Consider the following 15,363-nt stretch of genomic DNA (forward strand, 5'->3'; position numbering starts at 1 on the left):
ATCCCCGCGCCTGCGCCCACCGCCGCATACCCGATGTCGGGCGCTCCCTCGCTCACTCCCGCCCCGGCCGCTTCGACCCCTACCGGTGCGAACACAGCCACTACCGGCCCGGCCGATGAATCAGCGCGTCCTTTCGCTGCACTACTGGCGCGAAACCAGTCTCCGGCTGCGGATCCCGGCCATCGCCGTCCGGGGGTGACGGGCAGTGCCGCCGGCGGAACAGGCGGTGAAGCCGGGGGCGGCGCGGTTGCGTGGAGTCCGTTCCCGCTCGCGAATAGTGGTGGAAGCAGCCAGAATTCGCCGAGTGCACCGGGTGTCGGCCAGGGTAGGGCGTCCGCACCGGGCGTCGGAGCCTCCGCCGGACAGCCCGTTCCGGATTCCGCCCCGATCTGGGCGGCAGCGCCGACCTCCGTGACAGGCGCGGGACCGGCTGCGGGACAGGGCGTTCCGGCAGCCGTGGGCAGCACGCCGCGCGTCGGGGGGATGGCGTGGCCACCGCCCGCCTATCAGCCGATGCCGCCGCTGGCACAGCAGCGTCGCACTGCGTACGCGCGGCCGATTCGGGCGCCGTGGTGGCAGCGCGAAGGGGTGATCAGCCGGGCGCTCGCGGTGGCGGGTGTCGCGGTCACGCTCATCGGCGTGGTCATGCTGCTGGTGCTGGCGGCACAGGCCGGGTTCTTCGGTCCTGTGCCGAGAGTCGCTGTCGGCGCGCTGTTCTCGGGTGCGCTCGTCGCGGCGGGGACCCGGGTGTACGGCAAGGCGGGCGGTCGGGTCGGGGGAATCGCGTTGGCGGCCACCGGTATCGCAGGGGGATACCTGGATGTCATCGCGATGACCACGCTCTACGGCTGGCTGAATCCGATAGCCGGATATGGTGTCGCACTGGGGATCGCGGCGGGTGGGGTGGCGCTGGCGGTGCGGTGGCGGGCGCAGGTGCTGGCCGTGCTGGTCGTCGCGGGCGCGGCGGTGCTGGCCCCGTTCGTGACCAGCGGGATCACGGTGGAGCTGCTGGGGTTCCTCATCGTTCTCGAGATCGCCGCTCTCGCGGTGCATCTGGTGCGGGACTGGCCTTGGTTGCATGTGGTGCGCACGATTCCGGCGGTGCTCGCCACCCTGATCGCGGTGATCGGTACGGCACTGGATTCGGGCCCGGTCTCGGACCGGCACGAGACGCTGGCCGCCGCGATCATGGTCGCGGTCGCGGGCCTGGCGGGCGCGATTCTCAGCGGGCGGCGACGTGCCGGGGACGTGACGGCGAGCCTGAGCTTCGCGGCCTCGGCCCTGCCCTTGCTGGCCGCACCGATCATGTTCGACCGCGCCGGTTCGGTGGTCGTCTCCGGCGTCTTCGGGGTGGTCCTGCTGGTGCTCGCCGCGATGCCGATGCTGCCGAAACTCGGTGCCGCCGCACGGATTCCGGGACACCTGGTGGTGACGTCCGCGCTGGTCGGCGCGTTCGCGCTGCTCGAAGCCTGCCTCGGGGTAACGGATGTGCAGACCCTGCCGCTGGCGCTGTTCGTGGTCGCCATGGGATTCCTGGCGGTGGCGGGCCAGCGGTCGTCGCGGGTGGCGGCGGGAATCGGTGCGGCCTACGGCGGCCTGGGTGCGCTGACCTTCGTCGTCCGAACCAATCCCGGCGTGCTGACCTACCAACCGGAAGCCGAGGATCACCTGGGCATGTCGACCGCGCTGGTCGCCGTCACCGCGCTGGGCGTGCTGGGCGTCGCCGCGTGGTGCGCGCGCCGAATCGGATTGCTGGAGAGCGAATCCGACGCCACCACGCTGTCGGTGTTCGCCGGGATCGCCGGGTTGTACGCGGTGACGGCGCTGACGGTCTCGCTGGGTGTCGCCACCGGTGATCACAATGGATTCCGCGCCGGGCACGCCATCGCGACCGTCATCTGGATGGTCACGGCCACGGCCGCCCTCCTCTTCGGTCTGCGCCGGCTCGCCCGGACTCCGCAGCGGGCGAAGGTCGCACTGGCCGCGGGACTGCTGGTGACGGCCGCCGCTCTCGCCAAACTCTTCCTGTTCGACCTGGCGACCCTGGACGGCCTGCTCCGCGCCGGTGCGTTCCTGGTGGTCGGGGTGCTGTTGCTGGTGGTGGGCACCCGCTACGCGCGGGCCTTCGCCGACATGGGCGCGCGCACGCCGACCGCGTAGCGGACCGAAAGACGAACGCCCGGCCGAGGATTCGGCCGGGCGTTCGTGGTGTCCGGATCAGTCGCGGTTCTGGCGGCGGAGCAGTTCGTTCACGCTGACCTGCCGTCCCTCGCCGCCTCGATGCTTGGCGTCCTCTTCGGGGTTGGGCTTGCGACGGTTCGAGCGCAGGTCCGACATCCACTGCTCGATATTGCTGCGGCCACCGCCGGAAGCCTCGTCCTCCGTCGCGTGATGCGTCGGATGTGCCTCCGTGGCTGCGGAATCCGCGGACTCCCCCGCCTGCGGCGAGAACGGTTCCACAGGCTGCGGCGGCACCGGCTCGGCGGGTTGCGGCGGGAACGAGTCGGCCTCCGGCCGGAACGGCTCGGGTTCGGGCTGCGGCTGGTAGAGCTGGGCCCGAGTGGCCGGATGCGGCGGGAGCTTCGGCGTCGCCGCGGGCGGCAGCACCCGGCCGGAACCGACCACGGGCGGCTGCGGATCCGCCGGTGCGGCAGGCGGTTCGGGCTGCGAGACCGACGGCACCGCGCCGGGCTGCGCCGTCGGGCGCGGGGCCGGAGGCGTGAGGTTCCCGTCGTCGCCGCGCGCCGCTTCCTTACTGGGCGAGGCGAAGTCGCCGATCGGGTGCGGGGCCACCGGACCCCGGGCCGATGGACCGGAACCGAGTTCGGTGGTCGGCGCATCCGGCGAGGCCGCGCTGACCACCCGGCGGGGCGGAAGCGCGCTGCCGGATTCCGCCGGAGTCGTCTGACTCGCCGGGCCGGGAACCCCGGCGGGAGAATCCGATTCGGGATTCGCGACGAGTCCGGACAGCGGGCCGGGCGTGCCGAAGCCGCCGGGATTGGCGACGAAGGCCGGTGCCGTGCTGGTCGACGGCGTCACGCCGTGGCCGGGACGCGCGGTGGCGGAAGGGAATCCGGGCGCGGGCCGATCCGCCTCCGGCGCCGGAGCGGCGGTCGGCGGGGTCGGCTCGGGCGTGTCGATGCGCTGGGTCGGCGCCTCGCTGTCGATGTCGACGGTGCGGCGCGGACGCGGCTTGCGCGGCCGCGACGGCACCGAACCATCGGCCAGCAGCGGGATCTGCATGGTGACCGGGTCGGTGACCGGGGTCGTCTTGACCAGGTCGATCACCTCGCCACCGCCGGGCCGCTCATCGTCGAGGATGGGCTCGCCCAGGCCGATCTTCTGCTGGATCTTCTTCATCCACTTGGGCGCCCACCAGCAGTCGTCGCCGAGCAGCTTCATGGTCGCCGGGACCAGCAGCATGCGCAGCACGGTCGCGTCGATGAACAGCGCCGCCACCATGCCGTAGGCGATGTACTGCATCATCACCAGATCGGAGAACGCGAACGCACCCGTGACCACCAGCAGGATGAGCGCGGCGGCCGTGATGAGGCGACCGGTCTGCGCCGTACCCGCACGCACCGCCTCGGTCGTGCTCGCGCCCTGGGCGCGCGCTTCGACCATGCGGGACAACAGGAATACCTCGTAGTCCACGGACAGGCCGTAGATGACGGACACGATCAGCACCAGGACCGGTGACATGATCGGTTGTGGCGTGAAGTTCAGGATGCCCGCGCCGTGGCCGTCGATGAAGATCCAGGTCAGGATGCCGAGCGTGGAGCCGAGGCCGAGCGCGCTCATGAGCGCGGCCTTGATCGGGAGCACCAGCGAGCCGAAGGTGAGGAACATCAGCAGGCCGGTCACGAAGACCACCAAGACGATCATCAACGGCATCTTCGAGACCAGCTCGTCGATGCTGTCCTGCATCATGACCGGGGTGCCGGTCACCATCACCTCGGCACCGTCCGGGACATCGATCGACCGCAGGTAGGAGATGGTGTCCTTGATGTCCGCGCCCTTTTGCACGGGCCGGTCGGTGGACCACACATTGGAGCCGTTGGGCGGCGTCTGCGGCAGCGAGAAGGTGGTCTTCGGCTGGAGTCCGGGGGCCTGGTTGGCCTCGTTGAGGATCGAGCCGATGTCCTTCGGATTGTCGGTGATGATCACCAACTGCACCGGGTCGGCCTTGCGCAGCGGGAAGATCTCGTCGAAGTGCTGCTGCGCGAGGCGGGTCGGATTGTCCGGCGGCAGATAGGTTTCGCTGATGCCACCGAAGGCCAGGTTCTTCACCGGGATGATGAGCAACAGCAGGCCGATGACGATCGGAATGGCCACCTTGAGCGGGTGCTTCATCACCCAGGCGGTGAGCCGTCCCCAGAAGCCGTGCTCGATCTCGTCGGCGGTCTTGTTCTTGCGGAACCACTTGAGCCCCAGCGCATCCACACGCGGGCCCAGGATGCTGAGCATGGCGGGCAGGATGGTGAGCGCGGAGAGCGCGGCCAGCCCGACCGCCGCGATGGTGCCGTAGGCAACCGATTTCAGGAAGCCCTGCGGGAACAGCAGCATGCCGGCCGCCGCGCCGATGATCATGGTGGCGGAGAAGGTGACCGTGCGGCCGGCGGTCATGATGCTGCGCCGCACCGCGGACTTGGTGTCGTAACCCTCGGCCATCTCCTCGCGGAAGCGGCTGACTATGAACAGGCCGTAGTCGATGGCCAGGCCGAGGCCGATCATCGTAACGACGCCGCCCACAAAGGAATTCACCTCGGTGAACTTGGTGAGGCCCATGATCACGCCGTTGGCGGCGATGATGGTCAGGCCGCCGATGATGAGCGGCAGCGCGGCGGCCACCACGCCGCCGAAGATGAAGAACAGCAGGACCGCGACCACCGGCAGCGCGATGATCTCCATGCGCCGCTGGTCGCTGGCCATGGTGTCGTTCAGCGTGCCCGCGACCGGCTGCAGGCCGGCGACCTCGACCTTGACGCCCGGAATGCTGAACGCGTCGGCGTTCTTGACTGTCCGGTAGTTGCGCACCATGTCGGTGTCGTTGTCGCCCTTGATGGCGATGCTGGCGAAGGCGTGCTTGCGATCCGAGCTGGCCGCCTGCGCGAGTTGCGAACTCGGCACCTGGAGTTTCCAGGGCGAGGCATTGATCGCGCTGATCTCCGGATACTTCGAGGGCAGGCTGTTGAGGTTGTCGATGATCTTCTGATTCCACGCCGGATCATCGACGGTGTCGCCTTCGGGAGCGGTGTACAGCACCACCACATCGGCGCCGTGATCGCGCCCGTAGACCTGGTCCTTGAGCATCGCGGCCTGGGACGACTGCGAATTCGGGTCGAACCATCCGCTGGAGCTGAGATGGTCCTCCAAGCCGAGTCCGAAGCCTCCGAGCGAGAGCATTGCGGCCACAACCACACCCAGAACGGCATAGCGCAGCTTGTAGACCAGGTCGCCCCAGCGGGTGAACACTAAGCGACTCCTTGAGCGGGGCGGGAGGTGAGCAGGGCCGACAGCGGCCGGAACGGCTGCAGCCACGCTCCCTCGTCGGGCAGCGAGTCGAGGCTGACCCGGGGCAGCGGTTCACGGAACACGCCCGGGATGTCCTCGAGGTCGATGAACTCGAGAATATCCGACGTGACGGCCCAACTCGCGTGCTCGCGGAAACCCAGCACCTGAACAGGCACACCGGAGGCGGCGATCTCCTCGAGGGGCGCGCGGAACGCCTGCCCGTCGGCGGAGGCCACCATGATTCCGGCCAAACCGGCACCGCGCCGGCGTAGTTCGATGTGGGCGAGCATGTCGCTGTCGACATCGGAGTCTTCGTCGATCTTGGGTTTCGCGAAGACGGCGTAGCCGACATTGCGCAGCGCCTCGACCCAGGGTCGCACGACATCCGCGGTGCCCGGGGCGATATTGGTGAACACGGTGGCCTCGGGTTCGACCCGGGTCGTGCTGCCCACTGACAGTTCGGCGGTGCGGGCCAGCAGCCAACGGCCCAGCGCGTCGAAGCGCGGGCGGTAGGCGGCGGTCGGTCGACCACCGAGAATGGCGCCGAGACCCATATCGAGGTTCGGCGCATCCCAGACCAATAGGACGCGACGCACGTCGGTGGTATTGCCGCCCAAGGCCACCGTGGGATTGCCGCCGAGCCCTGCGGTGCCCGATAGTTCGGTCGAGCCGGTGCCGTGCATTACTCCGGCAACTTCGGCGACCTCCGGGGCCATCTCACTGACGCTCATGATTCGATCTTCCCCCAGATGAACTCGGTGATGGCGCTACCCGCGCGGAGTCCTTTGTTTTCGAACTTGGTAATCGGACGTTCGAAACCGATCGGTGCCTTGTTTTTATACGCTTCAGGGTCCCCGCCGGTCGGCTCGTTCATGCCGATGAGCTGGGGTTCCTTATTTCCGTACGTGCCAATCCACTCCGCGTAATCCGCATGATCGGTCGCGACATGCAACACGCCGCCCGGAATCAGCCGAGTCGCGATGAGTGCGAAGGTTTCCGGCTGCAGCAGCCGTCGCTTGTGATGTCGCGCCTTGGGCCAGGGATCCGGAAAGAACACGCGAACTCCCGTCAGCGATTCGGGAGCAATCATATTTTCCAGGACATCCACGGCATCGCCGCGCAGCAGTCGGATGTTCTGGATGCCCTCGCGCTCCACCCGCTGCACCAGCTGCGCCAGACCGGGCTTGTAGACCTCGATGCCGATGAGATTGAACTCCGGCTCGGCCTGCGCCATGGCCGCGGTGGCCGTGCCGGTGCCGCAGCCGATCTCGATGATCAGCGGCGCCTTGCGCCCGAACCAGGCGTCGGCGTCCAGCTTTTCGTCGGAGACGTCCTTGCCGATGACCGGCCACATCTCGTCCCACGAGCCCTGGCGCGCGGGCGAGATCGCGCCGCGGCGCGCGCGGAAGCTCGTGACCCGGGGATACAGGCGGTGGCCGCCCTGTCGATCCGGCTGGCCGCCGGTGGTTTCCGAGTGATCGGCGTCACCGGCGGGGTCGGCGGACCGCGGCCCGGGTACCGTCTCGGCAGGGTGGTTCGCGGCGTCGTTCACGGCGTCCATTGTCCAGTATTGGATGATTAGCGCAGCAATCGACCGGGGGGTGCCGCGGCGCTGGTCTCTCAGGCTGCCAGGCCCGACACCTCGCCGGACGCGGGCGCGGCGGGTGGGCGTAAGTGCAGGCCGAGCGTGACTCGCATTGCGGTAGTTGCCATTTCCACCATGCCGCGCCAGTGCGCGGGGGACAACGCGACCGACCAGACGGTCTTGGTTGTGGGTTCGGTAAGAGTTTTCCCGGCCAGCCGATCGGCCAGCCAATCCAGACTCATCGGGGTCGCCAGGGGCAGCAGCGAGAAATGCTCACTCAGGCGATCTCGGACATACCAGACGGCCGCGCCGCCCTCCCGATACCGCGCCACCTGACCGTCGATGCCCGCCGCGTCGATGACCTGGTCATGCACGGGCTGCACCACCAGCACCGGGCAGGCCGGCGTTCGATTGCCCAGGCGCAGATCGTCGAACATGTCCTCGAGGTCGGGCAGGATCTCCGCCAGCGGACGGTTCAGGTAGTCGTCCATGTGCCGGCCCACCAGCAGCGGCAGCACCGCGATCGGTCCCAGGCTGCGCGCGCGATCCAGCAGTCGGCGGCCCCGCGGGGTGAAATCGCGGCGCACCACCTCGTCCATCGCCGGGTACACCTGCCGCAGCGCGGCCATCACGATGGCCGGGAAGCCCGCGAACAGACTGCCGTTCAGATTCAGGAACACGTGCCGGGGATCGCCCACCGGCGCGCCCAGCACGGCGCCGACGATATTCAGCTCCGGCGCGTACTCGGGGGCCATCTCCACCAGCCACGAACTGGCCATGCCGCCACCGGAATAGCCCCAGACGGCGACCCGGGTGTCCGCGCGCAGGCCCAGCGGCGCGAAACGCAGTGCGGCCCGGACGCCGTCGAGGGCGCGATAGCCGGGCTCGCGCGCGACACCGAAATTGCCCTGCGGGCCTTCGTGATCGGCGATGCTGACGGCCCAGCCGCGCCGCAGCGCGTTCGCCACGAGCATCCACTCCAGCTGGGTGATCGAGCCCGGCGACAAGGCCCCGCGGCGCAGCGCGTAGGAGGGGGCGCAGCGGTCGGTGACGGCGTCCATGGCCGTCTGGAACGCCAGCAGCGGGCGCTCCGGATCCGGCGTCGCGCCCTCGGGGAGCAGCACCGTGGTCACCGCGACCTCGGGAGCGCCGTGCAGATCCTGACTGCGGTAGAGCACTTGCCAGGCCGTGACGTGCTGCGGCACCAGGCCGAACAGCGCGATCTCGACCGTGCGGATGCGCAGAATGGTGCCCGCCGCATGCCGGGCGAAGCCGCGCGGCGGGCGGAAGAACGGGTCGTGGCTCGGCGGCAGTGGCCGCCCGCTCGGCTGCGGGGGCTCTCCGGGAACGGGTCGCGGTGTCGGGCCCGTCCATGGTCCCTCGGCTGCTCCGATGACGTCGGCGTTGACGGTCATCGCGTCCTCCCCTCGTTCGATCGGCCGTGGACCGTGAGGGGCCGCGCAGCCGAGCATCGGCGCTGATGCCGACCGAATCGCCAGAGTAGGGCAATCGCAGGTGTCTGTGAAGAGCCGTAGCAGCGAATTGTGCTGGCGCACAGGAAGACCCGGATCGGTATGTTTCTCACCGCCTGACCTGCGCGTTTGTGATGCGAAACCGCCACGCGCCCAGCGCCTTCCGGCTAGGCTGCCCGCGTGCCGGTCGGGCGATCTCCGCGCATCCAGGTGACGGGCCGGGCCCGCGCGGGCAAAACCACCCTGCGACATGCGCTGTCGCTTCTCACCGCCGAAGAAACCCGACCGGTCGACCAGCCCGGGCAACCCTCACCCGCCCTCGACGCCGACCTTCTCCTCTATATCCTCCCCGGCACCGCCAACCGTGCCGACCGCCGCCTCCTCACGACCCTCCCGCCCGACCGCACCCTTGTGGTCCTCAACAAGGCCGATTCCATAGGGACCCGTTGGTCCGATGCGGCGTCCCGCGCCGCCCAACTCGAATCCGACCTCGGATTCACCACCTTCCCGGTGGTCGCCTCCCTGGCCGCCCACACCCGCTCCGCCACCCTCACCGAGTCCGACCTCCACACCCTTCATCGCCACCGCACCCGCCCCGACCCACCCCTGACCCTCTCCCCGGACCTGTTCACCACCCCCGACCTCGCTCCCGACCCCGAGGCCCGCCAAGCCCTCCTGGACCGCTGGGATCTCCACGGCGTCTCCTGCGCCCTCGCCGCCCTGCGTGCCGACCCCGGCCTCACTCCCCGCGTCCTCCGCCAAATCCTCCACTGCGCCAGCGGAATAGACCCTCTCCACTACGAACTCCACCGCCGCTACGAAACCGTCGCCGCCGCTCTCACCGATTGATCGACTTCCGGCCAAGCCGAACACACCGCTGAATACGAATCAGCGATGTTGATCCCCGAACCCCGCCCCGACCCGCCGCCGCGAGCACCGCGCGCGGCGGACGAGCTCGCGCTGGATCTGCCGCCGGTGACGAGGGTCGGCGACTCGACCGGCAATCGGCCGGGACCGGAATCTGTCGAGGCCACAGGCGATTCGAATGACTCGGCGCCGGAATCGCCGCCGCGGCTGTCGCCCGATTCCGGTGACGATCCGCCCGCGCAACGGCCGGAGAAACTGCCGGAGGCCGTGGAAGCCGTTGTCATGCGCTGGAATCCGCACGGGTTGGCACTGCTGCGGGCGGTGGCACATCCGGGGACCGACGGCGCGGCGGCGATCGGGATCCTCGGCGAGGACGAAACGCATGCGGCGGCGCTGCGGGTCGAGGTGGCCAAGTTCCATCCACGGATCGATTTCATCGTCCCGGTCGATGAACGGGAGCATGCGCGGCCTGTCGCGGTGGCGCTGGTCGTGCTCGACGCCGGGGCGTTGATCGGGGAGGAGATGGTGGCGCGGGTGCGGGGGTTGTGGACGGATGGGGCGCGGGTGGTGTTCGCGCTGGATGGGGTTCATGCGCATCGGGATTGGCGGGACGTCCTGAAATTGGACGCGGAAATGCTCGAGCAGGCGGGTGGTGGGGGTGTCGAGATCGTGCCGGTGTCGGCGCGGATGGCGGCGGTGGCGCGGGCGCAAGGGGATCCGGCGTTGCTGGATCGGGCGGGGGTGGGGTTGTTGCATGCGCGGTTGGTGGATGCGGTCGGAGCGGGGGCCGTGCGGGATCAGGTGGGGATCGTGCGGGAGCGGGTGGTGGGGGAGACGCGGCGGCGGATCGAGGCGCAGCTGGGGAAGCTGCGGGCCGGGCGGGATGTGGCGGTGCTGCGGGAGGAGCGGGCGCGGCTGCTGGCGGTGAACGACGGCGGGCGGGGCAGTGCCATGGCGGTGGTGCGCAATCGGGTCCAGCTGGCGCGAGTTGATCTATTACACGAGGTAGGAGGCAGGATTCGGGCGTCGCACACCGAGTTGCGGGGCGAAATCGAAGGGCTGGCGCGGGGTGCGCACGCCGAATTCGTGCGCCATGTGAGCGATTGTGTGGAAAAGCTCACACAGGAGATGGACCGCACGATTCGCTCCCGGGTCGGTGAATTGTGCCGTCAAGTCGAAGAATCCGTTGCGGAGGAATGGCATATATCTTTTCCGGCGGCCCCGGAACAGGTCTCGCGGGCGGTCGCGGCGCCCGGGCCGCGGTTGCGAGGTGTGGAGGACCACCTGGTGGTCGCGCTGGGGGCCTCGGCGGGCTTCGGCCTGGGCCGGCTGGCGATGACTCCGCTGGCCCTGTTGCGGACCTTCGACTACGCGATCATGCCGGTCGGCCTGCTGCTCGGCGCCGCCGTCGCGAGCTGGTTCGTGCGCGCCCGCCGGCACCTCGCCGACGCGGCTCACCTGCGGCAATGGGTCGCCGACACGCTGGTCGACGCCCGCGCGGAGCTGGAACAGCGGGTGGCCACGGCCCTGGTCGACGTCGAGGAACGGCTCACCGACGAGGTGCTCGGCAGTGCCACCGCGCACATGGTGGAAACCGATCTGCGGGTCGGCGAATTGGAGGCGCAATTGCGTCAGGCCGCCCAGCGGCGCCCCGCTCTACTGCTGGCATGCGAACGTGACCTGGCCGCACTCGAATTCGCATAACGGCTGGTCGGAGGTTTCGACCCGATACCGACTGGACAACCCGATTCCGTACACCCCGATATATGGCGTTAACCTCTATGGCAGGAACTAGGGCATCCGTTCCGTTCTTGTACGTTCGTCTACTTGACGCGGACCAGCGGCAAGACGGCGTGGGGGCCCTGCCGCAATTGGTGGCACTCGGTGTCGCGAGCCGTGGTCCTCGGCTCGAGGTCATCGGGGCCCGCCTATCTCAGGAGAGTTTTCATGACCTCAGCGACCATTCCTGGTCTTCACGATGGCACCGCGCCCACCGAGCACAAGGAACTGCTTGCCTGGGTACAGGAGGTCGCGGAACTCACCCAGCCCGACCGCGTGGTCTGGTCCGATGGTTCCGACGAGGAAGCGGTCCGTCTCTCCGAGCAGCTGGTCGCCGCGGGCACCTTCAAGAAGCTGAACGAGAAGAAGAAGCCCAACTCCTACCTGGCGCTCTCCGACCCTTCCGACGTCGCCCGCGTCGAATCGCGCACCTACATCTGCTCCAAGAACGAGGCCGACGCCGGCCCGACCAACAACTGGGTCGACCCGGCCGAGATGCGCGCCACCATGACCGAGCTGTACCGCGGCTGCATGAAGGGCCGCACCATGTACGTGGTGCCCTTCTGCATGGGCCCGCTCGGCGCCGAGGACCCCAAGCTGGGCGTCGAGATCACCGACTCCGAGTACGTCGTGGTCTCCATGCGCGTGATGACCCGCGCCGGCAGCGCCGCCCTGGAGAAGCTGGGCACCGACAAGCCGTTCGTGAAGGCCCTGCACTCCGTGGGCGCCCCGCTCGTCGAGGGCCAGGCCGACGTGCCGTGGCCGTGCAACGACACCAAGTACATCACCCACTTCCCCGAGGACCGCGAAATCTGGTCCTACGGTTCGGGTTACGGCGGCAACGCGCTGCTGGGCAAGAAGTGCTACTCGCTGCGCATCGCCTCCGCGATGGCGCACGACGAGGGCTGGCTGGCCGAGCACATGCTGATCCTCAAGCTGATCTCGCCGGAGAACAAGAACTACTACATCGCCGCCGCGTTCCCGTCGGCCTGTGGCAAGACCAACCTCGCCATGATCCAGCCGACCATCCCGGGCTGGCGCGCCGAGACGCTCGGTGACGACATCGCGTGGATGCGCTTCGGCGAGGACGGCCGACTATATGCGGTCAACCCGGAGTTCGGCTTCTTCGGTGTCGCCCCCGGCACCAACCACAGCTCGAACCCGAACGCCATGGCCACCATGGAGGCCGGCAACACCGTCTACACCAACGTCGCCCTGACCGACGACAACGATGTGTGGTGGGAGGGCCTGGAGGGCACTCCGGACCACCTCATCGACTGGAAGGGCAACGACTGGTTCGAGCGTGAGTCGGAAACCCTGGCCGCGCACCCGAACTCGCGCTACTGCACCCCGATGTCGCAGTGCCCGACCCTGGCCCCCGAGTGGGACGACCCGCAGGGCGTGCCGATCTCGGCCATCCTGTTCGGCGGTCGCCGCAAGACCACCATCCCGCTGGTGACCGAGTCCTTCGACTGGCAGCACGGCGTGTTCATGGGCGCCACCGTCGGCTCCGAGCAGACCGCCGCCGCCGAGGGCAAGGTCGGCACCGTGCGCCGCGACCCGATGGCCATGCTGCCGTTCATGGGCTACCACGTGGGTGACTACCTCAACCACTGGATCACCCTGGGCAAGAACGCCGACGCGCAGGCGCTGCCGAAGATCTTCTACGTCAACTGGTTCCGCCGCGGCGCCGACGGCCGCTTCCTGTGGCCGGGCTTCGGCGAGAACTCCCGCGTGCTGGAGTGGGTCGTGGGCCGCATCGAGGGCACGAAGTCGGCCGAGGCCACCCCGATCGGCAATGTCCCGCACGCCGCCGACCTCGATCTCGAGGGCCTGGACGTGGTGACCGCCGACGTCGACGAGGCGCTCGCGGTCAATGTCGAGGAGTGGAGGAAGGAGATCCCCTCCATCGAGGAGTGGTTCGAGTTCATCGGCGACAAGCTGCCCTCCGGCCTGCGCGACGAATTCGAGGCCCTGAAGGAGCGGCTGGCCTGAAAGACCTGACCTTCCAATAGGACAAGAACGGCTCGCCCGCACATTCCGTGCGGGCGAGCCGTTTTCGTTCGGAGGGTTACGAACCCATCGGCATCAGAAGGGATTTGGTCTCGCAGTAGGCGTCCAGGCCCTCGGGGCCGTTTTCGCGGCCGATGCCGGAGGTCTTGTAGCCGCCGAAGGGGGCACAGGCGTCGAAGGCGTACCAGTTGATGGCATACGTCCCCGTGCGGACCTTGGCGGCCACGGACGCGCCGTGTTCGATATCCGTGGTCCACACCGACCCCGCGAGGCCGTAATCGCTGTCGTTCGCGATCGCGATGGCCTCCTCCTCGGTGTCATAGGGCAGGACCGAGAGGACGGGACCGAAGATCTCCTCGCGGGCGATGGTCATCGAGTTGTTCACGTCGGCGAAAACCGTTGGGCGGACATACCATCCGGGCAGATCGTCCGGGCGATCGCCGCCGCGGATCAGCCGCGCGCCCTCGTCCTTGCCCTTGGCGATGTAGCCCTCGACACGTTCGCGCTGCTTCTCCGAGATGAGCGGGCCGAGCTGGGCGGCCGGGTCGTCGGGCAGGCCGACGGGGAACAGGTCCACGGAAGCGTTGAGGGCTTCGAGGATCTCGTCGTAGCGGCCGCGCGGGGCGAGGATGCGGGTCTGGGCCACGCACGCCTGGCCGCTGTTCATCAGACCGGAGAACGCGAGCTTGGGCATGTCCTCGATGTTCATGTCCGGCAACAGGATTGCCGCCGACTTACCGCCGAGCTCCAGGGAGCAGCGCTTGAGCTGGCTGCCCGCGATGGCGGCGATCTTGCGGCCCACGGCGGTGCTGCCGGTGAAGGTGACCTTGTCCACGCCCGGGTGCGAGATCAGGTATTCCGACGCGTCGGCCTCGGCGGGCAGCACCGACAGCACGCCCTCGGGCAGACCGGCCTCGGCGAAGATGTCGGCGAGGACATTGGCGGCCAGCGGGGTCAGCGGCGCGGGCTTGAGGACCACGCTGCATCCGGCCAGCAGGGCGGGCGCGAGCTTGTTCACCGCCAGGAAGACCGGAACGTTCCAGGCGATCACGGCGGCGACCACGCCGACCGGTTCGCGGGAGACGCGCGTGGTGCCGAACAGACCGGTACGAGTCTCGGTCCAGGGGAAGGACTTTCCCAGGCCGGCGTAGAAGTCGAGGGTGGCGCGCGCCGGAACGTAGTTGAGGGTGCTCGCGGCCATGGTCGGCGCGCCCATCTCGGCGGACAGCGCGGCCGTCAGATCACCCGCCTTCTGGTCGAGCAGCGCGACGACGCGGCTCAGCAGCGCGGCGCGTTCCTCCGGCGGGGTGGCGGGCCAGGGTCCGCTGTCGAAGGCCCGGCGGGCGGCCGCGACCGCCGCGTCGACGTCGGCGCGGGTGACGACCGGCACGCTGCCGACGGTTTCCAGGGTTGCGGGCGAGACGACGGGCAGGGTGTCGGGGCCGGCCGGTGCGGTCCAGTGGCCACCGATGAACAGACTCTGGTACTCCATGAGAACACGTTACAGTTTTGCCCCTTCCGCTGTCCGGGGCATGGTGGGCAAACGTCCCGCTGACCGGGATCTTCTTTGGAATTCGACCTCTCGGTTTCTAAGTCGCTTTGTTACCCGTGGGGTAAAACGTGGTTTGAAAACCAGAGTTGCCAGGCGGTGGCCTATGCTCAGCCGAGCACGCCTTTCTCCACCAATCCGGTCGGTTGCTATCTAGTAGCTTTGCGAAAGGTAGATCCCTCGCATGACTGATGTGCGCATCGATGATTTCCTGCTCGGCGAGGTGGATGTCGACTCGCCCGTGATCAGCACTCCCATGCAGCGGGCCGCCAGTCAGTTGCAGCGGGCACTGCCGTCGGGGTGGAAGGTGGAGGTGGCCGAGGCCACCTATCCGACCGTGCGCAAGGGGCAGCCGGTACTGCGGCTGATCTTGCCCGAGGGCTGATCCGCGGTGGATCCGCAGGGCCGCAGGCGATTCCGCATACCTGTGGCAAATCGTCAGCGCCTCGGAAAAACGAATTCCAACCTGTCGGTTCGCTTTTCACCGAACGCACTATTGCATTCGACGGCCGTAGCGAGCATGCTTTATAGCTATCGTGGATAGCTCGCTCGAAATGTGAACCGTTACCGCACAGGGGAGTCCG

At 68.6% G+C, this 15,363-nt stretch carries 10 protein-coding genes; 5 read left to right on the plus strand and 5 right to left on the minus strand.

The window, feature by feature from the left end:
• The first annotated feature begins 483 nt into the window (after positions 1 to 483).
• Complete coding sequence (locus GPX89_RS22905) at positions 484 to 2,160, plus strand: DUF2339 domain-containing protein (RefSeq protein ID WP_157389618.1); 1,677 nt, start codon at positions 484 to 486, stop codon at positions 2,158 to 2,160.
• A 57-nt stretch (positions 2,161 to 2,217) separates the two neighbouring features.
• Here the strand turns inward: GPX89_RS22905 and GPX89_RS22910 are convergent, their stop codons facing one another.
• The 4 genes from GPX89_RS22910 to GPX89_RS22925 all read right to left on the minus strand — a co-directional run bounded on the left by GPX89_RS22910 (position 2,218) and on the right by GPX89_RS22925 (position 8,514).
• Positions 2,218 to 5,475, minus strand: coding sequence for an MMPL family transporter (locus GPX89_RS22910; protein WP_328602193.1), 3,258 nt, complete (start codon positions 5,473 to 5,475; stop codon positions 2,218 to 2,220).
• Positions 5,475 to 6,245 (minus strand): NYN domain-containing protein, encoded by a 771-nt coding sequence (locus GPX89_RS22915; RefSeq protein ID WP_157389619.1) that lies wholly within the window; start codon positions 6,243 to 6,245, stop codon positions 5,475 to 5,477. The genes GPX89_RS22910 and GPX89_RS22915 overlap by 1 nt, the downstream gene beginning before the upstream one ends.
• Positions 6,242 to 7,066: a tRNA (guanosine(46)-N7)-methyltransferase TrmB gene (gene trmB / locus GPX89_RS22920; RefSeq protein WP_407939468.1), complete on the minus strand. Its 825-nt coding sequence runs from the start codon at positions 7,064 to 7,066 to the stop codon at positions 6,242 to 6,244. The genes GPX89_RS22915 and trmB overlap by 4 nt, the downstream gene beginning before the upstream one ends.
• Positions 7,067 to 7,134: 68 nt before the next feature.
• A complete protein-coding gene (locus GPX89_RS22925; protein ID WP_157389621.1) occupies positions 7,135 to 8,514 on the minus strand; it encodes a lipase family protein in 1,380 nt (459 codons plus the stop codon).
• A gap of 237 nt (positions 8,515 to 8,751) precedes the next feature.
• Between GPX89_RS22925 and GPX89_RS22930 the strand changes: the two genes are divergently transcribed.
• From GPX89_RS22930 to GPX89_RS22940, 3 genes are all read left to right on the plus strand, one after another.
• Complete coding sequence (locus tag GPX89_RS22930; protein ID WP_157389622.1) at positions 8,752 to 9,420, plus strand: hypothetical protein; 669 nt, start codon at positions 8,752 to 8,754, stop codon at positions 9,418 to 9,420.
• 45 nt (positions 9,421 to 9,465) lie between these two features.
• Positions 9,466 to 11,142: a hypothetical protein gene (locus GPX89_RS22935; protein ID WP_157389623.1), complete on the plus strand. Its 1,677-nt coding sequence runs from the start codon at positions 9,466 to 9,468 to the stop codon at positions 11,140 to 11,142.
• A gap of 243 nt (positions 11,143 to 11,385) precedes the next feature.
• Positions 11,386 to 13,212: a phosphoenolpyruvate carboxykinase (GTP) gene (locus GPX89_RS22940; protein WP_157389624.1), complete on the plus strand. Its 1,827-nt coding sequence runs from the start codon at positions 11,386 to 11,388 to the stop codon at positions 13,210 to 13,212.
• Positions 13,213 to 13,288: 76 nt separating this feature from the next.
• Here the strand turns inward: GPX89_RS22940 and GPX89_RS22945 are convergent, their stop codons facing one another.
• Positions 13,289 to 14,722 (minus strand): aldehyde dehydrogenase, encoded by a 1,434-nt coding sequence (locus GPX89_RS22945; RefSeq protein WP_157389625.1) that lies wholly within the window; start codon positions 14,720 to 14,722, stop codon positions 13,289 to 13,291.
• Positions 14,723 to 14,963: 241 nt separating this feature from the next.
• Between GPX89_RS22945 and GPX89_RS22950 the strand changes: the two genes are divergently transcribed.
• A complete protein-coding gene (locus tag GPX89_RS22950; protein ID WP_157389626.1) occupies positions 14,964 to 15,164 on the plus strand; it encodes a hypothetical protein in 201 nt (66 codons plus the stop codon).
• Positions 15,165 to 15,363 lie beyond the last annotated feature (199 nt).

The sequence above is a fragment of the Nocardia terrae genome, assembly GCF_009760405.1.
Classification (GTDB): Bacteria; Actinomycetota; Actinomycetes; order Mycobacteriales; family Mycobacteriaceae; genus Nocardia; species Nocardia terrae.